General features: G+C 70.1%; 21 protein-coding genes. 13 read left to right on the top strand and 8 right to left on the bottom strand.

Going from position 1 to position 19,835, the window contains the following annotated elements; all coding sequences use genetic code 11:
- The 3 genes from ACFQSB_RS39445 to ACFQSB_RS39435 all read left to right on the top strand — a co-directional run.
- A partial coding sequence (locus tag ACFQSB_RS39445; protein ID WP_380832416.1) for a transglycosylase domain-containing protein occupies positions 1 to 2,423 on the top strand: 2,423 nt, incomplete at its 5' end.
- 12 nt (positions 2,424 to 2,435) lie between these two features.
- Positions 2,436 to 3,785, top strand: coding sequence for a glycosyltransferase family 87 protein (locus ACFQSB_RS39440; protein ID WP_380832415.1), 1,350 nt, complete (start codon positions 2,436 to 2,438; stop codon positions 3,783 to 3,785).
- A 220-nt stretch (positions 3,786 to 4,005) separates the two neighbouring features.
- Complete coding sequence (locus tag ACFQSB_RS39435; protein WP_380832413.1) at positions 4,006 to 5,130, top strand: mannosyltransferase family protein; 1,125 nt, start codon at positions 4,006 to 4,008, stop codon at positions 5,128 to 5,130.
- A 178-nt stretch (positions 5,131 to 5,308) separates the two neighbouring features.
- On the opposite strand, the gene ACFQSB_RS39430 is transcribed toward ACFQSB_RS39435, so the two are convergent.
- Complete coding sequence (locus ACFQSB_RS39430; RefSeq protein WP_354924261.1) at positions 5,309 to 6,064, bottom strand: deoxyribonuclease IV; 756 nt, start codon at positions 6,062 to 6,064, stop codon at positions 5,309 to 5,311.
- A gap of 100 nt (positions 6,065 to 6,164) precedes the next feature.
- Here ACFQSB_RS39430 and ACFQSB_RS39425 point away from each other — a divergent pair, with 100 nt between their 5' ends.
- Entirely contained in the window at positions 6,165 to 6,350 is a 186-nt protein-coding gene (locus ACFQSB_RS39425; RefSeq protein ID WP_354852089.1) for a hypothetical protein, read from the top strand.
- Positions 6,351 to 6,513: 163 nt separating this feature from the next.
- Here ACFQSB_RS39425 and ACFQSB_RS39420 read toward each other — a convergent pair whose 3' ends face one another.
- Positions 6,514 to 6,819 (bottom strand): hypothetical protein, encoded by a 306-nt coding sequence (locus tag ACFQSB_RS39420; protein WP_354852088.1) that lies wholly within the window; start codon positions 6,817 to 6,819, stop codon positions 6,514 to 6,516.
- Between the two features lie 239 nt (positions 6,820 to 7,058).
- Here ACFQSB_RS39420 and rpsF point away from each other — a divergent pair, with 239 nt between their 5' ends.
- From rpsF to ACFQSB_RS39385, 7 genes are all read left to right on the top strand, one after another.
- Positions 7,059 to 7,349, top strand: coding sequence for a 30S ribosomal protein S6 (gene rpsF / locus ACFQSB_RS39415; protein WP_354852086.1), 291 nt, complete (start codon positions 7,059 to 7,061; stop codon positions 7,347 to 7,349).
- A gap of 100 nt (positions 7,350 to 7,449) precedes the next feature.
- Positions 7,450 to 7,995, top strand: coding sequence for a single-stranded DNA-binding protein (locus ACFQSB_RS39410; RefSeq protein WP_380832410.1), 546 nt, complete (start codon positions 7,450 to 7,452; stop codon positions 7,993 to 7,995).
- Between the two features lie 72 nt (positions 7,996 to 8,067).
- Positions 8,068 to 8,304: a 30S ribosomal protein S18 gene (gene rpsR, locus ACFQSB_RS39405; protein ID WP_061256131.1), complete on the top strand. Its 237-nt coding sequence runs from the start codon at positions 8,068 to 8,070 to the stop codon at positions 8,302 to 8,304.
- 17 nt (positions 8,305 to 8,321) lie between these two features.
- Positions 8,322 to 8,768, top strand: a complete 447-nt coding sequence (rplI, locus tag ACFQSB_RS39400; protein WP_354852081.1) for a 50S ribosomal protein L9 — start codon at positions 8,322 to 8,324, stop codon at positions 8,766 to 8,768.
- Positions 8,769 to 9,080: 312 nt separating this feature from the next.
- On the top strand, positions 9,081 to 9,956 hold the full coding sequence (locus ACFQSB_RS39395) for an ABC transporter substrate-binding protein (RefSeq protein WP_380832408.1): 876 nt from the start codon (positions 9,081 to 9,083) through the stop codon (positions 9,954 to 9,956).
- Between the two features lie 164 nt (positions 9,957 to 10,120).
- On the top strand, positions 10,121 to 11,074 hold the full coding sequence (locus tag ACFQSB_RS39390) for an amino acid ABC transporter permease (protein WP_380832406.1): 954 nt from the start codon (positions 10,121 to 10,123) through the stop codon (positions 11,072 to 11,074).
- Positions 11,071 to 11,832: an amino acid ABC transporter ATP-binding protein gene (locus tag ACFQSB_RS39385; protein ID WP_354924253.1), complete on the top strand. Its 762-nt coding sequence runs from the start codon at positions 11,071 to 11,073 to the stop codon at positions 11,830 to 11,832. Before ACFQSB_RS39390 ends, ACFQSB_RS39385 begins: the two co-directional genes overlap by 4 nt.
- Here the strand turns inward: ACFQSB_RS39385 and ACFQSB_RS39380 are convergent.
- The gene (locus ACFQSB_RS39380) at positions 11,819 to 13,129 is read right to left on the bottom strand and encodes an MATE family efflux transporter (protein ID WP_380832405.1); all 1,311 of its coding nucleotides are present in this window, start codon (positions 13,127 to 13,129) and stop codon (positions 11,819 to 11,821) included. The genes ACFQSB_RS39385 and ACFQSB_RS39380 overlap by 14 nt on opposite strands.
- A 304-nt stretch (positions 13,130 to 13,433) precedes the next feature.
- Between ACFQSB_RS39380 and dnaB the strand changes: the two genes are divergently transcribed.
- Positions 13,434 to 14,789, top strand: a complete 1,356-nt coding sequence (gene dnaB / locus ACFQSB_RS39375) for a replicative DNA helicase (RefSeq protein ID WP_354852073.1) — start codon at positions 13,434 to 13,436, stop codon at positions 14,787 to 14,789.
- 189 nt (positions 14,790 to 14,978) lie between these two features.
- Here the strand turns inward: dnaB and ACFQSB_RS39370 are convergent, their stop codons facing one another.
- The 5 genes from ACFQSB_RS39370 to ACFQSB_RS39350 all read right to left on the bottom strand — a co-directional run bounded on the left by ACFQSB_RS39370 (position 14,979) and on the right by ACFQSB_RS39350 (position 19,156).
- Positions 14,979 to 15,800 carry a helix-turn-helix domain-containing protein gene (locus tag ACFQSB_RS39370; RefSeq protein WP_380832403.1) on the bottom strand — a complete coding sequence of 274 codons (822 nt, stop codon included), beginning with the start codon at positions 15,798 to 15,800 and terminating at the stop codon, positions 14,979 to 14,981.
- Positions 15,801 to 15,870: 70 nt separating this feature from the next.
- The gene (locus ACFQSB_RS39365; protein WP_380832401.1) at positions 15,871 to 16,623 is read right to left on the bottom strand and encodes an SDR family NAD(P)-dependent oxidoreductase; all 753 of its coding nucleotides are present in this window, start codon (positions 16,621 to 16,623) and stop codon (positions 15,871 to 15,873) included.
- A 129-nt stretch (positions 16,624 to 16,752) separates the two neighbouring features.
- Entirely contained in the window at positions 16,753 to 17,334 is a 582-nt protein-coding gene (locus ACFQSB_RS39360) for a TetR/AcrR family transcriptional regulator (protein ID WP_380832399.1), read from the bottom strand.
- A 110-nt stretch (positions 17,335 to 17,444) separates the two neighbouring features.
- Positions 17,445 to 18,236 carry an ABC transporter permease gene (locus ACFQSB_RS39355; protein WP_380832397.1) on the bottom strand — a complete coding sequence of 264 codons (792 nt, stop codon included), beginning with the start codon at positions 18,234 to 18,236 and terminating at the stop codon, positions 17,445 to 17,447.
- A gap of 8 nt (positions 18,237 to 18,244) precedes the next feature.
- The gene (locus tag ACFQSB_RS39350; RefSeq protein ID WP_380832395.1) at positions 18,245 to 19,156 is read right to left on the bottom strand and encodes an ABC transporter ATP-binding protein; all 912 of its coding nucleotides are present in this window, start codon (positions 19,154 to 19,156) and stop codon (positions 18,245 to 18,247) included.
- Between the two features lie 133 nt (positions 19,157 to 19,289).
- On the opposite strand from ACFQSB_RS39350, the gene ACFQSB_RS39345 reads away from it, so the two are divergent.
- The coding region (locus ACFQSB_RS39345) for a sensor domain-containing protein (protein WP_380832393.1) at positions 19,290 to 19,835 on the top strand (546 nt) is incomplete at its 3' end.

Here is a 19,835-nt window from a genome sequence, read left to right as displayed (position 1 = left end):
CCCGCAGGGCGCAGGGTGGTCCCGCCCGCGCCCTCGCGACGGGCGCGGCCGGCGCGCCGGCGGGCCCGGGCGGCCCCGAAGGCCCGGGTGGTCCCGGCGGACCCGGCGGTCCTGGTGGCCGGGGTCCCGGCGACGGCCCGCCCGGCGGACGCCGGTCCCGCCGGGCGAAGGGCGAGGAGCCGCCCCGCCGCCGCGGCTGGACCCGGTTCCTCCCGAACTGGAAGATCGTCATGGCGGGCTTCGCCGTGATCGCGGCCGGCGTCTTCGGCATGATCGCGGTGGCCTACGCCAACACCCCGCTGCCGACCGAGGAGAGCGCCAAGGAGAGCGCCAACGCGCAGGGCAGCACGATCTACTACGGCAGCGGCGAGGTGCTGGCCAAGCTCGGGGTCGAGCGCGTCAAGCTCGACAGCCTGAAAGACGTCCCGCAGCACGTCCAGGACGCGGTGATCGGCGCCGAGAACTCCAGCTTCCGCGAGGACTCCGGCATCTCGCTCTCGGGCATGGCCCGCTCGCTGTGGAGCACCGCCAGCGGCCAGCAGGTGCAGGGCGCCTCGACCATCACCCAGCAGATGGCCCGCGGCTACTTCGACAACCTCACCGCCGAGCGGACGGTCACCCGGAAGATCAAGGAGATCTTCATCGCGGTGAAGCTCGACAAGGAGTGGACCAAGGACAAGGTGCTGCTGTACTACCTGAACATCGTGCCGTTCGGTCGCAACACCTACGGCATCGAGGCTGCGGCCCGGTCGTTCTTCGGCAAGCACACCAGCGAGCTCACCCCCGCTCAGGCGGCCTACCTCGCCGGGCGCATTCAGCAGCCGGGCAACTTCGACGCGCAGGAGATCCAGGGCGACTTCAAGGCCACGCAGGAGCGCTTCAACTACGTCATCGGCCAGATGGCGAGGACCTGGCCGCAGAAGTACGGCAACCTTCCGGCCACCGCCAAGTTCCCGAAGATCCAGAAGTACAAGGCGCGGAACTACAACAGCGGCTTCCGCGGCTACATGATCAACGCCGTCATGGACGAGCTCAAGGACCGGCTACCCCGCTCCGAGATCGAGACCGGCGGCTACAAGATCAGGACGACGTTCGACAAGAAGCTCATGGACGCCGCCGCGCAGGCCGTGCAGAACAACACCCGGCCGCTTTCGCCGGAGATCCACACCTCGCTCGCGGCGGTGGACCCCCGCAACGGCCGGGTCATCGCCTTCTACGGCGGCAGGAACTACCTGGGCAAGCATCCCGACCAGTTCAACGACGCCTTCTACGCCCGCAAGCAGGCCGCGTCGGCGTTCAAGCCGTACGTCCTGGCGGCCTGGCTCAAGGCGGGCTACAGCCTCAACAGCTACGTGCCCGGCAACGAGACCGTGCCCAAGGTGCTGCCCGGCACCACCAAGATCACCAATGAGGAGCGCATGCCCTCGGGCATCACCGTGACCTCGGCCACCGCGCACTCGATCAACACGGCCTACGCGTCCATGGCCTTCCAGGTCGGGCTGGACAAGGTGAAGGACATCGCCGCCGGGGCCGGCATCCCGCGGGACGAGCTCGACCGGGACGAGCAGGAGCACAAGTTCCTGCTGGCGATCGGCACCGCCCTGGTCTCGCCGCTGGAGCAGGCGAGCGGGTACTCGATCTTCGCCAACCAGGGCAGGCACTACAAGACCCACGTGGTGCGGCAGGTCGAGGACGTCAACAAGAACGTGGTCATCCCCGAGGAGAAGTCCTTCACCCAGGTGATCGACCCGTCCGCGGCCGCGGACGCCATCGAGGCGCTGCGCGCGGTCGTCAAGGAGGGCACCGGCCGCGGCGCCGCGCTGTCCGACCGCCCGGTGGCCGGCAAGACCGGCACCAACAGCGAGAACAAGGAAGCCTGGTTCGTCGGCTTCACCCCGCAGATGTCGACCGCCGTCGGCATGTACCGCGAGCAGTGCGTCACCAAGAACGGCAAGGGCAAGGTGCTGTCCGAGCGGGAGATCTGCCCGAACGGCAGCATCGGCAAGGAGGTCTCCCTGGGCAACATCCAGGGCGCGACCTACCCGAGCCAGGTGTGGCGGGCGTTCATGGCGGCGGCCATGAACGGCAAGCCCGTCGAGCAGTTCCCCGACCCCGTCAACGGCGGGTCGCCGGAGAACATCGTGCCCAAGCCGATCCCGACGCCGACTCCCACGGCCGACCCCGGGTTCCCGGACGACAACGGGTTCCCGAACGACAACGGCGACCCCAACGGCCATGGCGACCCCAACGGCAACCCCGACGACAACGGCGGCTGCCTGCCATGGGACGACAGCTGCAACAACGGCGGCAACGGCGGAGGCGACCCCTTCAACCAGGGCAGCACCCCCTCCGACGCCGCCACCCCCGCGCCCACTCCGACCGCGCCGGGCGGGCGCCGATCGACGCCCGCGCCCTCTCGCTGATCGGACGACGACATGACCCGTTCCACGTCCACGCCGGGTGCCGCCGGCTCCGTGGCGCGTGCCGCCCTGCCATTCGTCCCTCTCGGGCTGCTCGCGGCCCTGGGGGCGATCCTCGCGTACGCGTGGAAGGCGCCGTGCCGGTTCGGCGGGGCGTGGAACGACGGAACGCAGCAGTTCCTCAACTTCTGCTACACCGACATCTATCCGCTGTGGTGGAACGAGAAGCTCGACCAGGGGTTGACGCCCTACTTCGGTCACCCGGTCGAGTACCCGGTCGGCATCGGCTCGCTGATGTGGGTCATCCAGAAGCTCGTGACGGGCACCAGCGATCCGGGCGTCCGGTTCTTCGACCTCACGGTGATCGTCATGGCGGCGTCGCTGGTCGCCGGGGTGGTGGTCATGGTGGCGCTGGCCGGACTGCAGCGCCGGCCGTGGGACGCCGCCTGGTACGCGCTGGCGCCCGCGCTCATCCTCACCGCCTACATCAACTGGGACCTGATGTGCGGGGCGCTGAGCCTGGGCGCCTTCCTCGCCTGGTCGCGACGGGCGCACTTCACGGCAGGGGCGCTGCTGGGTCTGGCCATCGCCACGAAGTTCTATCCCATCGTGTTGTTCGGCCCGCTGCTACTGCTGGCGCTGCGGACGCGCAAGCTGCCGCCCCTGCTGTGGGCGGTGGGCGGCACGGTGATCACCTGGGTGGTGGTCAACCTGCCGTTCATGCTGTTCGCGTTCGACGGCTGGAAGCGGTTCTACGTCTTCAGCAGCGAGCGCGGAGCCGACTGGGGGTCGCTGTGGTTCTTCTTCCAGAACCGGCAGTGGCCCTTCCTCGGTGACGCCGGGCGGGTGGACATGCTCGGCATCGTGTCGTTCGGCCTGCTGTGCCTGGCCGTGGCCGTGCTGGCGCTCACCGCGCCCACCCGGCCGCGTCTCATGCAGCTCTGCTTCCTGGTGCTGGCCGCGTTCATGGTCACCAACAAGGTGTGGTCGCCGCAGTACGTGCTGTGGCTGGTGCCGTTCGCGGTGCTGGCGCGGCCGAACTGGAAGCCGCTGGCGCTGTGGCAGGTGGCCGAGTGCTGGTACTTCTTCGCGATCTGGCTGTACCTGGTCCACGTCCAGCCGGGCAACGAGACGCTCGGCATCGGCGACGGCGGCTACTTCGCCGCCGTGTGGGCCCGGGCGATCACCATCGCCATCCTGGCGGCGTTCGTGGTCAGGGACATCCTGCGCCCCGAGCACGACGTCATCCGGCAGGGCGGCGTGGACGACCCGGTGGGCGGCGTCTTCGACGGCGCCGAGGACCGTTTCGTCCTGCGGATGCCGTCCCGGACGGCGGTGCGCGAGGCCGCTCCCGAAGCCTCCTGACCCTTGCGTCCAGGATGCGGCGCTCGGCGTATCCGCTGTGAGCTCCCGGCGGTCCCGGCGGTCCCGGCCGTTCCGGCCGGGACGCGGCGATCGTGCTGGCCGGTTCTGCGGGTTTCCGACCGTCCCGTCCAGGAGCCGGCTCCGAGATCTTCCCGGCAGCCGGGCTTTTTCCGGTCTTCTCTGATCGAGAAGTCCAGCTTGACCCTCTATTCTCCTATGCGTGCAGACCTCCCCCCAGGAGACCGTTTCCCCGGCGCCCGCACGCTTCTCCGACCGCGAGGCGCTCCTCGCGTGGCTGGGGTCGCGGATCGGGATCATCGTCGCCATGACGGTCGGCGCCGGAGTGCTCAGCAGCGAACAGAAGGACACCCCGTTCCTGGAACGCTGGACGCACTGGGACGCCGGGCTCCTGGTGAAGATCGCGAAGTTCGGCTACGGCGGTGACCCGGCCGAGAACCCCGATGCCGGGCTGCCCGCCTTCTTCCCCGGCATGCCCATCGCGCTGCGCCTGGTCCATGTGATCATCCCCGACTGGTCGCTCGCCGGCCTGCTGATCTCGTTCGTCGCCGGAGCGGTGGCGATGGTGGCCCTCGCGCGGCTGGCCGAGTTCGAGGGCCCCGCGGGTGCAGGACGGCGGGCGGTCCTTGCGATTCTGCTGTTCCCCATGGCGGTGTTCCTGTTCGCCGGCTACAGCGAGTCGCTGTTCCTGGCGTTCGCGATACCCGCCTGGCTGTACGCGCGGCGCGGCGACTGGCCGGCGGCGGCGCTGCTGGCCGCCGGGGCGTCGTGCGTGCGCATCACGGGCCTGTTCCTCGCGCTCGCGCTGATCGTGGAGTACGTCACGCGCCGGGGGAGCCTCCGCCAGGCATGGTGGCTGGCGGTCCCCTTCCTGCCTCTGGTCGCCTATTCGTTCTACCAGCACCAGCGCACGGGAGACTGGCTGGCCTGGCAGCACGCCCAGCAGGCCGGCTGGGGACGGGACATGGTCTGGCCGTGGCAGTCGTTCCTGACCACCTGGCAGATGGCGGCCGGCGACGGTCAGTTCGTGTGGGCGTTCCGCATGGAGGTCGCCGGCGCGCTGCTCGGGGTGGCCGTGCTGATCTGGCTGCTCGTCGCCCGCAGGTGGAGCGAACTGGTGTACGTCGGACTGCAGCTGAGCGCCCTGCTGTTCTCGGCGTACTACCTGTCGGTGCCGCGTTCGGCCCTGCTGTGGTGGCCGCTGTGGGTGATGATCGGCCGGGTGTCGGTGCGCCGCCGCTGGGTGCTGCTGCTGTACGCGCTGGTGGCCGGGCCGCTCATGGTGCTGAACACCTTGACCTTCATGCGCGGCGCCTGGGCCGGCTGACCCGTGCCGGTGTCACCGGCCCCCGCTGGATGGCCTGCCCCGCGTCCGCTGCGAACGCGGTCCGTGCCCGGGCGGGCCGATTCGCGTCCGTCCGCGGGTCGTCCCCCGACGGGGCGAGGGAACGCCTTACCCCTTTTCCCGGCTCCGTAATCCAGGGGATTTATCCACAGGCTGTGGACTAAAGGTGGTCACGAAGGAAGGCGATGTCGGCCGCCTGCCCGTCGCCGGGCGTCTCGACCACGATCGGCGCCCCCGCGGCGCGGCACACCGACAGGATCAGCTCGGGGTCGATCTGTCCCTTGCCCAGGTTGGCGTGACGGTCGGCGCCGGAGTCGAAGGCGTCCCGCGAGTCGTTGCAGTGGATCAGGTCGATGCGGCCCGTGATGGCCTTGACCCGGTCGACCACGTCGGCGAGCTCCTCGCCGCCGGCGTGCGCGTGGCAGGTGTCCAGGCAGAACCCGACGTCGAAGCCGTCCAGCGCCTCCCACAGCCGGGCGATGCGCTCGAGCCGGCGCGCCATCGCGTTGCCGCCTCCGGCGGTGTTCTCGATCAGGACGGGGATCGGCGTCTCCAGCCGCTCGAAGACCTTGCGCCAGTTGTCGAACCCGACCTGCGGGTCGTCGTCCTTGCCGACGTGGCCCCCGTGCACGATGAGGCCCTTGGCGCCGATCGACGCCGCCGCCTCCAGCTGGCCGGCCAGCAGCTTGCGGCTCGGGATGCGGATGCGGTTGTTCGCGGTGGCGACGTTGATCACGTACGGCGCGTGGACGTAGACGTCGATCTCCGAGGAGGCCAGCGCCTCGGCGTTCTCCGGCAGCACGGGGCCTTTCCACCCTTGCGGATCGCCCAGGAAGAACTGCGCGACCTGCGCGCCGCGGGCCGTCGCGTGGGCCAGGGGATCATCTCGGTCGACGTGAGCTCCGATACGCACCATGGGTCGAGCCTAGCCGTTTCAAGGTCTCCACCAGGGGCAGTAGGGGCGCCAGGCTGGTACGCCCTGATACCCGCGTACCGTGACAAAATAGGAGACGACTGTGGCCTACTACCGCCGCGGGATCAGCCTCTTAGGCCTGATCTACATCCTCATCGGCATTTACGTGGCATGGGTTCACGACTACATCACCCCGAGCCTGCTCAGGAAGATCGCGCAAGCCCTGCTCGCCATCGTCCTGTGGTTCCTCATTCTCCTCGGCATCGACCTCCACATCGGCGGACAGTGACGCGGCGACCTCCACGGACGCGGGGAGAAGCGGCGAGATGGCGCGCCGATCTCCACGCCGGCGGGAAGTGAACGGCGGGGGCGCCTCGGGGGGCGCCCCATCGTGCCGCACCAGACGGGCGTGACGGCCTTCGCGGGTCGGACGGACCGGCCGTCCGGGCCGGTCAGACGAACCCTCCGTGATAGACGCCCATCGCGACGCCGACGAACGACATGACGATGGCGACGATGTTCACCGACCGCTCGGCGGTCGTGGCCGACACATATTGCGAGTACATCCCGACGACGAACCCGACGACCCCCGCCCACGAGGCGACGATGTGCGCGCTCACCACCAGGCCGCTGATGAAGGCGACGCCGCCGCAGGCCAGCGCCACCAGCGTCAGGGCGTTCTCCAGGGTGTGCTTCCTGCCGTCGGTGTTCAGCGACAGGTGGAAGTGCTCTCTGCCGGAGCCCGTGGCAGATCGCATGATGACCACCCCCTCCCTCTTCTCCCACGTTCCCCTTGTGGCGGCGGGCAATCGCGGCAGGTCAGTCGCGGCGCCCTGGTAGACTTCGTGGGCTGCGTTCGTTATGCGTGCCGTTCGGCGTACCCGATCTCGAAGCACGCGGTCGCCCCGCCACCGAAGGCGGGGGCGACGACGTCAGCGTCCTCCTGTCACGGCATGGTGTCGTGACCGCGATAGTCCAGAGGAGGTTGGAAGTCCGCATGCGTCATTACGAAGTGATGGTCATTCTGGACCCGTCCCTCGATGAGCGCACGGTGACTCCCTCGCTCGACCAGTTCCTCACGGTCGTCCGCAACGACGGCGGCACGGTGGAGAAGGTCGACGTGTGGGGTCGTCGCCGGCTGGCCTACGACATCATCAAGAAGTCCGAGGGCATCTACGCCGTCATCGACCTGACGGCGGCTCCGGCCACCGTCAAGGAGCTCGACCGCCAGCTCAACCTGAACGAAGGCATTCTGCGCACCAAGGTGCTGCGCCCCGACATGCACTGAGCGGCTCCGAGTCCGCCGAAGCCCGGCTTTTGTCGGGCCGGAGCCGTACTCTGAGGCCCGACAGGCTGCGCAGACTCACGCAGGAAGGCGAAAGCGACCGATGGCAGCAGGCGACACAACGATCACCATCGTCGGCAATCTTGTCGACGACCCCGAGCTGCGTTTCACCCCTTCGGGGCAGGCCGTGGCCCGGTTCCGCATCGCGTCCACTCCGCGGTTCATGGACCGCCAGACCAACGAGTGGAAGGACGGCGAAAGCCTCTTCCTGACCTGCAACGTGTGGCGTCAGGCGGCGGAGAACGTCGCCGAGAGCCTCCAGCGTGGGATGCGGGTCATCGTGCAGGGGCGGCTGAAGCAGCGCTCGTACGAGACCAAGGAAGGCGAGAAGCGCACGGTCTACGAGGTCGAGGTCGACGAGGTCGGCCCGTCCTTGCGCAACGCCACCACCAAGGTCAACAAGACCGCCCGCCAGGGCGGCGGCGGAGGCGGCGGGTTCGGCGGCGGCGCCGACGACCCGTGGGCCTCGGCCACTCCGGCGCCCGCCGGCGGCGGGTTCGGCGGAGGCGGCGGCGGTGGCGGCTACAACCAGGGCGGCTACGGCGGCGGTGGCGGTGGCGGCGACCTGAGCGACGAGCCTCCCTTCTGATCCACTCATCCATTCCAGTAACCGATCGACCATTCCCGCGTCATGCGGGGCTCTCTTAGGAGGAGCACCAAGATGGCGAAGCCGGCACTGCGCAAGCCGAAGAAAAAGGTTTGCCTGTTCTGCCATGACAAGATCTCTTACGTCGACTACAAGGACACGGCGCTGCTGCGGAAGTTCATCTCCGACCGCGGCAAGATCCGTGCCCGCCGGGTGACGGGCAACTGCACCCAGCACCAGCGTGACGTGGCGACCGCGATCAAGAATGCCCGTGAGATGGCGCTGCTGCCGTACACGAGCACCGCGCGCTGACAGGAGGCTTGCGAGATATGAAGCTCATTCTCACCAATGAGGTCTCCGGCCTCGGCGCTCCCGGCGACATCGTCGAGGTCAAGGACGGCTACGGCCGCAACTATCTGATCCCCCGCGGGTTCGCCATGCGGTGGACGCGCGGCGGCGAGAAGCAGATCGATTCGATCAAGAAGGCGCGCGACGCCCGCGAGATCCGCGACCTCGGCACCGCCAAGGAGGTCGCCGGCCGGCTCGGCGCCCTTCGGGTCACGCTGAAGACGCGCGCCGGCGACTCCGGCCGCCTGTTCGGCTCGGTCACCACCGGTGACATCGCCGACGCGGTCAAGGCCGCGGGCGGTCCGCTCCTCGACCGTCGTCGCATCGAGATCACCAACGCGATCAAGAGCGTCGGCTCCCACCGCGTCTCGGTCCGGCTGCACCCCGAGGTGTCGGCCAACCTCGACGTCGAGGTCGTCGGTTCCTGACGGTTCCCGTGCACAGACGGCCTCCGGCCGCCGGCGGTCTCCGGGGTCTGACGATCTTCGGGTTGTGACGGTCTCCGGCGCCTGAGGTCTCCCGGTCGCGGCTCGCCGTCCCGCCGTCGCGGGGTGGTCGCGCCGTGACCCGAGGTCCGGTGAAGGCCCCTTTCCTTCCGGGAAAGGGGCCTTCGTCATCTCTACGGAGCGAAGCCGCAGGTTATCCCTGTTTGCTGCTAGTTGGCGCTATATGTACGAATGCGTGCTTCCCGCTATCCTGGGCGACGAATTCCCTCGGTGAGACGCCTTCTGGAGGCACGTATGCTCCGTCCCTCGATGCTGCCGGCGCTCGGCGCCCTCGCGCTGGTGGCGGTGGCGTGCGCTCCGGCCTCCGACACGACGACCCCCTCCGCCGGCGCGAGCGGCACTCCGCAGGCGTCGGCCTCCTGCGCCAAGGACCAGCTCAAGCTGCTCAAGTCCGGCACCCTGACGATCGCGACCGACAAGCCCGCCTACGAGCCGTGGTTCAAGGACGACAAGCCCGCCAACGGCCAGGGCTTCGAGAGCGCCGTCGCCTACGCCGTGGCCGCCAAGCTCGGCTTCGCCGGCGGCGAGGTGTCCTGGGCGAGCATCCCGTTCAACTCGGCGTTCGCGCCCGGCGACAAGCAGTTCGACTTCGACGTCAACCAGGTGTCCATCACCCCGGCCCGCGCGAAGGCCGTCGACTTCAGCAGCGGGTACTACACGGTCAAGCAGGCGGCGGTCGCCCTGGAGGGCTCGAAGTTCGCTTCGGCGACCTCCCTGGCCGCCCTGAAGGACGCCAAGATCGGCGTGCAGATCGGCACCACCTCCCTGCAGGCCGTGAAGGACGTCATCCAGCCGAGCGCCGAGCCCAACGTCTACAACGAGCAGATCGACGCGATCACCGCGCTGAAGAACAAGCAGGTGGACGCCCTGGTGGTCGACCTGCCGACCGCCTTCTACGTCACGGCGGCACAGGTGGAGCATTCCAAGATCGTCGGCCAGTTCGGCGCGGGCTCGGGCACCCCCGAGGAGTTCGGCCTGGTCTTCCAGAAGGGCAACCCGCTCGTGAGCTGCGTCGACCAGGCCATCGGCGAGCTGAAGTCCTCCGGTGAGCTGGCGAAGATCGAGACTCGGTGGCTCGGCTCGGCGGCCGGCGCGCCGGAGCTGAAGTGAGCGACCGGGCCCCGGAAGGGAGCTCGGCCGATCCCCGCGTCCTCGGCGACCCGCCAGGTGAGCCCCCCGTCCCCACGGACGGGCGAGCTCAGGCCCCCGTCTCTACGGACGGGCTGGGTCAGGCCCCCGTCTGCACGGACAGGCCGGGTCAAGCCCGCGTCTCCATGGACGAACCGGGTCAGGCCCGCGTCTCCACGCACGGGCCTGGCCGGGACCGCGCTTCGCGGGAGGGGCCGGGCTCGGATGGCGGGCCGGGCTCGGATGGCGGGCCGGGCGAGGACGGCTCGTGGCGCAGGAGCGAACGGCAGCGCGAGCGCGAGCGACTGCGCCGCCGCTCGGACCTGCGGTCCGGCTCGATCGCCACGGCGTCCACCGTGGTGTTCATCGTCCTGGCGATCTGGCTGGTCACCACCTCGCCCGGCTGGCCGCGGGTCAAGGAGACCTTCTTCGACCTCGGCGAGTTCTCCGGCGCCCTGCCCGACGTCCTGTGGGGCTTCCTGCTCAACATCAAGATCTTCCTGATCGCCGAGCCGCTGATCCTGGTCGTCGGCCTGCTCGTCGCGCTGGTGCGCAACCTTCACGCTCCGGTGTTCTACCCGCTGCGCGCGCTCGCCGTGCTGTACACCGACGTCTTCCGCGGCGTGCCGACGATCCTGGTCATCTACCTGGTCGGGTTCGGCCTGCCCGCGCTGCGCCTGCAGGGCATGCCCACCGACCTGGCGACCCTGGGGATCATCGCGCTGGTGCTGTCGTACGGAGGGTACGTCGCCGAGGTGTTCCGGTCGGGCATCGACTCGGTGCACCCGAGCCAGCGCGCCGCCGCGCGGTCGCTGGGCCTGACCCACGGCCAGGCCATGCGCTTCGTCGTGCTGCCCCAAGCCGTGCGGCGCGTCGTGCCGCCGCTGCTCAACGACTTCGTCTCGCTGCAGAAGGACACCGCCCTGGTGGCCACCATCGGCCCGCTGGAGGCGCTGCGCCAGGCGCAGATCCACACCGCGGAGACCTTCAACTACACCCCTTACCTGGCCGCGGCGCTGCTGTTCATCGTGCTGACCATCCCGATGGCCCGCTTCACCGACTACCTGGCGGCCCGTTCGCAGAGAAGGAGGGGAGTGTGACCGTGCCGGTCGAGCAGGGGCGGAGCCTGCTGGAGATCGAGGGCGTGTGGAAGTTCTACCACCGCCACAGCGTGCTGCGCGGCATCGACCTGTCGGTGGACTCCCACGAGGTGGTCTGCCTCATCGGAGCCTCCGGCTCGGGCAAGTCGACCCTGCTGCGCTGCGTGAACCTGCTGGAGACCGTCGACGACGGCGCCATCCACCTGGACGGGGCGGAGATCACCGACGTGCGGGCCGACCCCGACGACGTGCGCAAGCGCATCGGCATGGTGTTCCAGGCCTACAACCTGTTCCCCTCCATGACCGTCCTTTCCAACATCACGCTGGCGCCGCGCAAGGCGCACGGCGTCGGCAGGGCCGAGGCCGAGGAGCGGGCACGCGAGCTGCTGGCCAGGTTCGGCCTGGCGGACAAGGCGGAGGCCTACCCCGACCGGTTGTCCGGCGGCCAGCAGCAGCGGGTGGCCATCATCCGCGCGCTCGCCACCCGGCCGCGCCTGCTGCTGCTGGACGAGGTGACCTCGGCCCTGGACCCCGCACTGGTCGGCGAGGTGCTGGAGATCATCCGCGAGCTGAAGGACACGGGGATGACGATGGTCCTGGCCACCCACGAGATGGGGCTGGCCCGGGACATCGCCGACAAGGTCTGCTTCCTGGACGGCGGCGTGCTGCTGGAGCAGGGGACTCCGGAGCAGATCTTCACCGACCCCCGCGAGCCGCGTACCCGCGAGTTCCTGAGCAGGGTGCTCAACCGCCGGTGACCAGCCAGGCGCGCCCGTACGCGCGCGAGCCCAGGGTCACCAGACGGGCCGCCATCCACACGCCCAGCGCCGCCCACAACGCCACCAGGCCGCCGCCCAGGTGGACGACGGCGTACGCCGCGGGCAGGTAGACGGCCGTCGTGATCGCCGAGGCCCAGGCCAGATAGCGGCGGTCCCCGGCGCCGATGAGCACGCCGTCGAGCACGAACACCACGCCGGCCACGGGCTGGAGCAGCGCCACCGGCCACAGGACCGCGACCAGCTCGGCGCTCACGGCGGCGTCGGCGCCGAACAGGTGCGGGATGACCGGCCGCAGCGCGAGGGTGGCGGCCCCCAGCACCACCCCGCAACCGACGCCCCACACCACCATGGTGCGGGTGGCCGCCCGCGTATGGTCGCTGCGCCCCGCGCCGAGGGTGCGGCCGGTGATGGCCTGGCCGGCGATGGCGATCGCGTCGAGTGCGTAGGCGAGCAGCGACCAGATCTGCGTGGCGATCGCGTGGGCGGCGAGCTGGGCGACGCCCATGCGGGTGGCCACGGCGGTGGCGGCGATCAGCACGACCCTCAGGCACACGGTCCGGATGATCAGGGCGATGCTGGCCGTACCGGAGGCCCGTACCCCGGCCAGGTCAGGACGGAGGGAGACCCGGTGCCGGCGGGCGGCGCGGGCGACGACGACCAGGTAGACCAGGGCGCCGAGTCCCTGGGCCGTGACGGTGCCCCACGCCGAGCCCGCGATGCCCCAGTGGAATCCCAGCACGAAAAAGGCGTTGAGCACGGCGTTCAGCGCGAAGGACCCGACCGAGACGGCCAGTGGGGTCACGGTGTCCTGCAGGCCGCGCAGGATGCCCGTGCCGGCCAGGACGACGAGCATGGCGGGGACACCGAACAGGCTGATGCGCAGGTAGGCGACCGCGGGCCCCGACACCTCGGCGACCGCGCCGAACCACTGGACGATCCATGGGGACAGCGGCCAGCAGACCACGATCAGCGCCAGCCCGATCGCCGTGGCCAGCCACAGCCCGTCGATGCCCTGCTTGACCGCCCGGACGAGGTTGCCCGCGCCGACCTGCCGGGCCACCGCCGCCGTCGTGCCGTACGCCAGGAAGACGCAGATGTTCACCAGGGTGGTGAGCGCGGCCCCGGCGATGCCGAGGGCGCCGAGCGAGGCCGTGCCGAGACGGCCGACGATGGCGTAGTCGACCAGGATGAACAGCGGCTCGGCCACCAGCGCGCCGAAGGCCGGAACGGCGAGCCTGAGGATCTCTCGGCTGCCGACCCGGGGGGTAAGAGTCACTTGTCTATATTGCCCCTTACCTCAGCATGCTCGGCACCGGTCCCGCCGCTCATCGGCCTGTCGCGCGGACTTTCTTTTCTCCACAGCCCGTGGATACCGTTTCCCCTGCTCAGTCGGAGGTCTGTGGTTATCCCCCATGGTTATCCACAGACTTGTCCCCAGCGTGCCCACATCTCCAGGCCAGAACTGCACACGTTATCCACAACGTTGTCGACAGGACGCGTTGCCGCTCGCCCGAGAACCGGCGAAACTGTCACCCCGGCTACTTCGGGGGTGGCACGGGGGAGTCAGGGAGGGCCGCCAGTTGAGCAGTGAAGTCGTGCAGGCCTTCGACGCACCATTCGAGCGTACGCCTCCCAGCAACATCGAGGCCGAGCAGTCCGTGCTGGGCGGCATGCTGCTGTCCAAGGACGCCATCGCCGACGTGGTGGAGGTCCTGCGTTCCGACGACTTCTACCGTCCGGCGCACCAGGTCATCTACGACGCCATCCTCGACCTGTACGGGCGCGGCGAGCCGGCCGACGCGGTGACGATCTTCAACGAGCTGTCCCGCCGGGGCGAGATGGCCCGGGTGGGCGGCGGCACCTACCTGCACACGCTCACCGCCATCGTCCCCACGGCCGCCAACGCCGGCTACTACGCCAAGATCGTGCGCGAGCAGGCCATCCTGCGGCGGCTCATCGAGGCGGGCACCCGCATCGTCTCCTACGGCTACGGCGGGCAGAACGAGGAGGTCGACGAGCTGGTCGACCGCGCCCAGGCCGAGATCTACGCGGTCACCGAGCGCCGCACCAGCGAGGACTACCGTCCCCTGTCCGAGATCATGCCAGGGGCGCTGGACGAGATCGAGGCCATCGGCAGCCGCAGCGGCCAGATGGTCGGCGTGCCCACCGGCTTCCAGGACCTCGACGCCCTGATGAACGGCCTCCACCCCGGCCAGATGATCGTCGTCGCCGCCCGCCCGGCCATCGGCAAGTCGACGCTTGGTCTGGATTTCGCACGATCCGCTGCGATCAAGCATCATATGGCCACTGTGGTGTTCTCGCTGGAAATGTCGCGCAATGAGATCACCATGCGCCTGTTGTCGGCCGAGGCGCGGGTGGCGCTGCACACCATGCGTTCGGGCACCATGAACGACGAAGACTGGACGCGCCTCGCGCGCCGCATGAGCGAGGTCGCCGAGGCGCCGCTGTTCATCGACGATTCGCCCAACATGTCGATGATGGAGATCCGCGCCAAGTGCCGTCGTCTCAAGCAGCGCCACGACCTGCGCTTCGTCATCGTCGACTATCTCCAGCTGATGAGCTCGCCGAAGAAGACCGAAAGCCGCCAGCAGGAGGTCTCCGAGATCTCCCGTGCCCTCAAGCTGCTGGCCAAGGAGCTCGAGGTGCCGGTCATCGCGATCTCCCAGCTCAACCGCGGCCCCGAACAGCGCACCGACAAGCGTCCCCAGGTGTCCGACCTGCGCGAGTCCGGCTCGATCGAGCAGGATGCCGACGTGGTGATCCTGCTCCATCGCGAGGACGCCTACGAGCGCGAGTCGCCGCGCGCCGGCGAGGCCGACCTGATCGTGGCCAAGCACCGCAACGGTCCCACCGCCACCGTGACCGTCGCCTTCCAGGGCCACTACAGCCGCTTCGTCGACATGGCGCCTCACTGACCCTCCCCTTGTAGGGTCTCGACCCATCCCGCCCACGTCCCCGTAGGCGGCAGCCGCCCGCCCTGTCCCCTCCTCCGCGAACAGCGACGGGCCCGGCCGGCATTTCTGACGCGGGCGGTCCGACCACCACCACGGGCAGCCCCCGCGACGGGCTTGCCCCGGCGAGTGCCGGTGGACCCGGACCGGCCGTCACGACGAGGAGCCGCCAGGCTGGGAGGCGATCTTCCGGAGGGTGTCGGCGGTGAACTGGTCGGCGGGGTAGAAGGACTCGATGGCCAGCTCGGCGACCGTGATGTCCAGCGGCGTGCCAAAGGTGGCGATCGTACTGAAAAAGGTCAGTTCGCCGTCCTCGTGGCGCAGCTTCAGCGGCACGACGATCTCGCCGGGGCCGGGCAGCTCCACCTCGGGTTCCGGCTGGTCGCACGGGTAGGCGCGCAGTTCTTGATCCAGTGTTTCGAGCTGCGGGTCGGCGGTGAGGGCGATCTGGCGGCGTAGCCGGCCGAGCAGGTGGGCGCGCCACTCGCCGAGGTTGACGATGTGCGGAGCCAGACCGTCCGGATGCAGGCTGGCCCGCAGCACGTTGGCCGGGGCGGCGAGCAGCGTGGGCGACACCAGGCTCGTGAGCACCCCGAGGCTGGTGTTGCCGTCCACGAGGTTCCAGCGGCCGTCCACCACGACCGCGGGGTAGGGTTCGTGCCCGGCGAGGACCTGCTTGATCGCCTGGCGCACCGCCCGCATGCCCGGAGCGTCCAGCGTGGTCTCGGTGAAGACCGGCGCGAACCCGGCCGCCAGCAGCAGGCGGTTGCGCTCACGTAGCGACAGGTCGAGATGCTCGGCCAGGAGCAGCACCATCTCGCGGCTGGGGTTGGAACGCCCGGTCTCCAGGAAGCTCAGGTGCCGGGTGGAGATGTCCGCCTGGATGGCCAGGTCGAGCTGGCTGAGCCGGCGGTGCTCACGCCACTGGCGGAGCAACTCGCCGACCGGCCGCCGGGAGAGCGCCGTCGTCGTCATGGCCCGACCCTATGTGCCACCCCGCGCCCCCGCGATTACCTGCCACGTAACCAACGCGCGAGGGGGTGGCTCAGGCGGTGGAGCCGCCGTCCACGACGAGATCGTGGCCGACGGTGAAGGCGGCGTCGTCCGAGGCGAGCCAGAGCACGGCCGAGGTGATCTCCTCCAGCGTGCCGACCCGGCCGATGGGGAGCTGCTGTTTCATGCGGTCGGCGCGGTCGGCCTCGGTCTCGCCCGGGCGCATGGACATGGGGGTGTCGTGCGGCCCCGGGCTGACCGCGTTGATCCGGATGCCCTCGCGGATGCACTCCAGGGCCGCCGTGCGGGTCAGCGCGGTCACCGCCGCCTTGGACGCGGCGTAGGCACCGAGGCCGGGGACCCGCTTGTGCGCGCCCACCTGGGACGACACGTTGACGATCACGCCGGCGCCCTGCCGGCGCATGGCGGCGATCTCGTGCTTCATCGACAGGAAGACGCCGGTGGCGTTGCCGGCCATGGTGCGCGCCCAGTCGTCCTCGTCGATGTCGGCGACCTGCCCCAGGGCCAACACGCCCGCGTTGTTGACCGCGACGTCCAGTCGCCCCTGCCTTCGCACGATCTCGGCGACGAGCCGGGCGACCTCCGGCGAGCTGGTCACGTCGGCGGTCAGGGCGGCCGCCCGGCCGCCCTCGGCCTCGATGAGCCGGACCGTCTCCTGAAGCGGCCCCTGGCGGCGGCCGGCCACGAACACCGTCGCGCCCTCGCGAGCGAAGCCGCGCGCGACCGCCCTGCCGATGCCCGAGCCGCCACCGGTGACCAGAACCGTCCGGCCGTGGAATCTCATCGCTCCCCCTGATGGTGATGCCGCATGTGTCGCGACGCTTATTAGATCGTTCGTTCTTGAAATAGCTGACGTTTTGAGCGACCGCCCACTGTGGAGCCGGTGGTCACGCCGACGCCGGCCGGGAGGTGGTCAGCCGAGCACCGACAGGGCCTGGGCCGCGGCGTCGCGCACCCGTGCCGGGTCGGGGAAGCCCTTGCCGACCACCCTCAGCCCTTGCAGGAAGACCAGCAGGAAGCGGGCCAGCGCCCTCGGGTCGCGACCGGCGGGCAGTTCGCCCTGGGCCCGCGCCCGGGTCAGCGCCGACGCCAGCGCGGTCTCCATGGCGGTCCAGTTGGCGTCCAGGATGCGGGTGACCTCCGCGTCGCCCGGGAGCATCTCGGCCGCCGCGTTGACCACCATGCACCCCCGGCGCCGCCCGTCATCGAGGGCGTCGGTGGCGTAGGACTCGACCAGCGCGCGCACCGCCGGCAGAGCCGGGCCCGGCTGGGACAGGATCTCGACGAGCGGCGGGTTGCGGGTCTCGATGTAGCGGCGCAGGGCGAGCACGTACAGGTCGTGCTTGCCGCCGAAGGTGGAGTAGAGGCTGGCGCGGGCGATGCCGAGCGTCTCGACCAGATCGGCCATCGACGTCGCCTCGTAACCGCGCTCCCAGAACAGCTCGAGCGCCGCCTGGAGCGCCTTCTCGGGATCGAATTCCTTCGTGCGTGCCACGGCATGGGACTCTATCAAGAACGATTGGTCCAAAACAACCCTGAGACCAGCCCGCCTGTCCCCACGGACGGTTTCCCCGACGAACCGTCCCTGGCGCACACCGCGTTCTGTCACTCCCAGCGGAAGAACCGCACCGCGAACGCTCCGGCGGCCAGTGTCCAGGCGGCGAGGACGGCGAGGTGGAGAGGCTGTGGGGCGGCGCCGGCCCAGGCGTCGCGTAACACCTGGCCGAACGCTCCCGTCGGGGTGAAGTCGCTGAACCGCACCAGGGTCTCGGGCATCAGCTCGCGAGGGAGCCACATGCCGCCGAGGAACAGCAAGGGGAACATCACCACCGCGCCGACGCCGCCGGCGGCACGGCCGTTGGGCACCACGGCGGCGACCGACAGGCCGATCGCGAACAGAGCGCACACTCCAAGGACGAAGGACAGCACGAACCACGGCAATGCGGCAGGCACGTGCGTGTCCAGCACCAGGTGCCCGAAGAGGATGGTGAGGAACGCGGCCAGCAGCGCCACGGCCAGGTTCAGCACCAGTTGGGCGCCCAGCAGGGTCGCCGGCGAGGCGGGCGTGATGGACAGCCGGCGCAGCACGCCGCGCTCGCGATAGGTGGCCAGCACGGTGGGGATGACGCTGAAGGCCGAGGTCGCCACCGCCAGCATGATCATCATCGCGGGCAGCTGGGTGTCCACCACCCGCTGACCGCCCAGCGAGGGGTCGGGTTCGCGAAAGCCCGGAATGGCGCTGCCGAGGATCAGCAGCAGGCCCAGCGGGAGCACGAGCGTGAAGAAGGCCGTCAGAGGGTCGCGCAGATAGAGCCTGGTCTCGGTGAACAGCACCTTGCGCAGCGCACCGGGCCTGGGCGGAGCCACGTGGGGAGAGCGCGAGCGGGTCGTCGTCATGGGGGCTCCTAAGAGGCGTCGGCGGCCGGGCGGCCTGTCAGGGCGAGGAAGGCGTCCTCCAGCGTGGCCTGGTCCATCTGGAGGCCCGCGGGAACGACCTGGCAGGCCGCGAGCGCCTTGGTCACGGCGAGCAGCAAACCCTCGGACCCGGTCACCGTGACCGTGTCGCCTTCGCGGGTCAGGCTCGCGACCTCGGGGAGCGCCCTGAGCACCTGGTCGGCGTCAGGAGCGCTGCGGAACCGGACGCGCTGGCCGCCGTCCACCCGGGCGATCAGGCCCGCGGGCGTGTCCACCGCGGCCACGCGCCCCCTGTCGATCACCGCGACGCGGTCGCAGAGCCGCTCGGCCTCCTCCATGAAGTGGGTGACCAGGACGATCGTGACGCCGCGTCGTTTGACCTTCTCGATGAGCTCCCAGGTCTCACGGCGGGCCATGGGGTCGAGGCCGGTGGTCAGCTCGTCCAGGACGGCCACGCGAGGGTCGCCGACGAGCGCGAGGGCGATCGACAGGCGCTGGCGCTGCCCGCCGGACAGCTTGGCGAACGGAGTGTCGCGTTTGGGGCCGAGCCCGACCTCCTCCAGCAGCGCCCGCCAGTCGGCAGGGCGATCGTAGAAGGAGGCGTACAGCTCGAGGGCCTCCCCGACCCGCAGCCTGTCGGGAAGCGAGCAGTCTTGCAGCTGCACGCCGACCCTCTGGCGGAGCACGGCGCGGTCGCGGCGCGGGTCCAGGCCGGTGACGGTGATGGCGCCGCCGTCGGGGACGCGAAGGCCGCACACGCACTCGACGGTCGTGGTCTTGCCGGCGCCGTTGCGGCCGACGACGCCGAACAGCTCGCCCTCGTGCACGGTGAACGACACCTCGTCGACCGCCACCTGCTCGCCGTACACCTTGCGCAGGCCGGCGATCTCGATGATTTCCATGCCGCCGACGGTAGGAAGCGCGGCGTCGCGGCGGAATGCGGCTGTGGCCCGGACGGAGGTGTACCTAGGTACACCTTTGAACGGGCGCCACGGCCACTGCGAGCTAAGTGCCCGATGCCGCAGACTTGACGGCATGCTTCTCAGGACGATGGTCGGCTTCGGGCGCGCTTTGGTGCTGCTCGCCCTGGCCGTGGTGAACGCGGCGCTCGCCGCGGTGGCGCTGCTCGTCTTCCTGCTGTGCTTCGGCCTCGGCCTGGTGTTCCTGTTCCCGGCCACCATCCGCCTGGTCCGCCGCCGCGCCGTCCAGGCGCGCCGGCTCGCGCTGGGCTGGGCCGAGGTGCAGATCGTCCCGCCTTACCGCGCCGCTCCGCCGCCGCCCATGCCGCAGCGCGACGGCTGGTACCGCGAGGGCCGCAGCCTGTACCGCACGTCCCTGGTCCCGAACTTCAACCGCACCTTCGAATGGATGTTCAAAGACCCCGCCACCTGGCGTGACCTCGCCTGGCTGCTCGGCGACCCGCTGATCGGCGGCGTGGCGGTCCTGGTGCCGCCGCTCCTGGTGGCGTCCGGGGTGGCGCTGGTGGCGCAGGGCCCGGTGCAGGCGGTGGCCGGGGTGCTGCTCGTGCTGGCAGGGCCGTTGCTGGCTCCGCGCGCGGTCCGCCTGCACGGCGTGTGGACG

The sequence above is a fragment of the Sphaerisporangium rhizosphaerae genome (assembly GCF_042665155.1).
Lineage (GTDB): Bacteria > Actinomycetota > Actinomycetes > Streptosporangiales > Streptosporangiaceae > Sphaerisporangium > Sphaerisporangium rhizosphaerae.
Note: the sequence above shows the minus strand (reverse complement) of the source record. Positions and strands in the feature narration are given on the sequence as shown.

What these genes read in the sequence shown, in the direction of transcription:
- ACFQSB_RS39440 (WP_380832415.1), top strand. Translation starts at nt 2,436, where the DNA reads ATGACCCGTTCCACGTCCACGCCGGGTGCCGCCGGCTCCGTGGCGCGT.
- ACFQSB_RS39430 (WP_354924261.1), bottom strand. Translation starts at nt 6,064, where the DNA reads ATGGTGCGTATCGGAGCTCACGTCGACCGAGATGATCCCCTGGCCCAC.
- ACFQSB_RS39420 (WP_354852088.1), bottom strand. Translation starts at nt 6,819, where the DNA reads ATGCGATCTGCCACGGGCTCCGGCAGAGAGCACTTCCACCTGTCGCTG.
- rpsF (WP_354852086.1), top strand. Translation starts at nt 7,059, where the DNA reads ATGCGTCATTACGAAGTGATGGTCATTCTGGACCCGTCCCTCGATGAG.
- ACFQSB_RS39410 (WP_380832410.1), top strand. Translation starts at nt 7,450, where the DNA reads ATGGCAGCAGGCGACACAACGATCACCATCGTCGGCAATCTTGTCGAC.
- rpsR (WP_061256131.1), top strand. Translation starts at nt 8,068, where the DNA reads ATGGCGAAGCCGGCACTGCGCAAGCCGAAGAAAAAGGTTTGCCTGTTC.
- rplI (WP_354852081.1), top strand. Translation starts at nt 8,322, where the DNA reads ATGAAGCTCATTCTCACCAATGAGGTCTCCGGCCTCGGCGCTCCCGGC.
- ACFQSB_RS39395 (WP_380832408.1), top strand. Translation starts at nt 9,081, where the DNA reads ATGCTCCGTCCCTCGATGCTGCCGGCGCTCGGCGCCCTCGCGCTGGTG.
- ACFQSB_RS39390 (WP_380832406.1), top strand. Translation starts at nt 10,121, where the DNA reads ATGGACGAACCGGGTCAGGCCCGCGTCTCCACGCACGGGCCTGGCCGG.
- ACFQSB_RS39370 (WP_380832403.1), bottom strand. Translation starts at nt 15,800, where the DNA reads ATGACGACGACGGCGCTCTCCCGGCGGCCGGTCGGCGAGTTGCTCCGC.
- ACFQSB_RS39365 (WP_380832401.1), bottom strand. Translation starts at nt 16,623, where the DNA reads ATGAGATTCCACGGCCGGACGGTTCTGGTCACCGGTGGCGGCTCGGGC.
- ACFQSB_RS39355 (WP_380832397.1), bottom strand. Translation starts at nt 18,236, where the DNA reads ATGACGACGACCCGCTCGCGCTCTCCCCACGTGGCTCCGCCCAGGCCC.
- ACFQSB_RS39350 (WP_380832395.1), bottom strand. Translation starts at nt 19,156, where the DNA reads ATGGAAATCATCGAGATCGCCGGCCTGCGCAAGGTGTACGGCGAGCAG.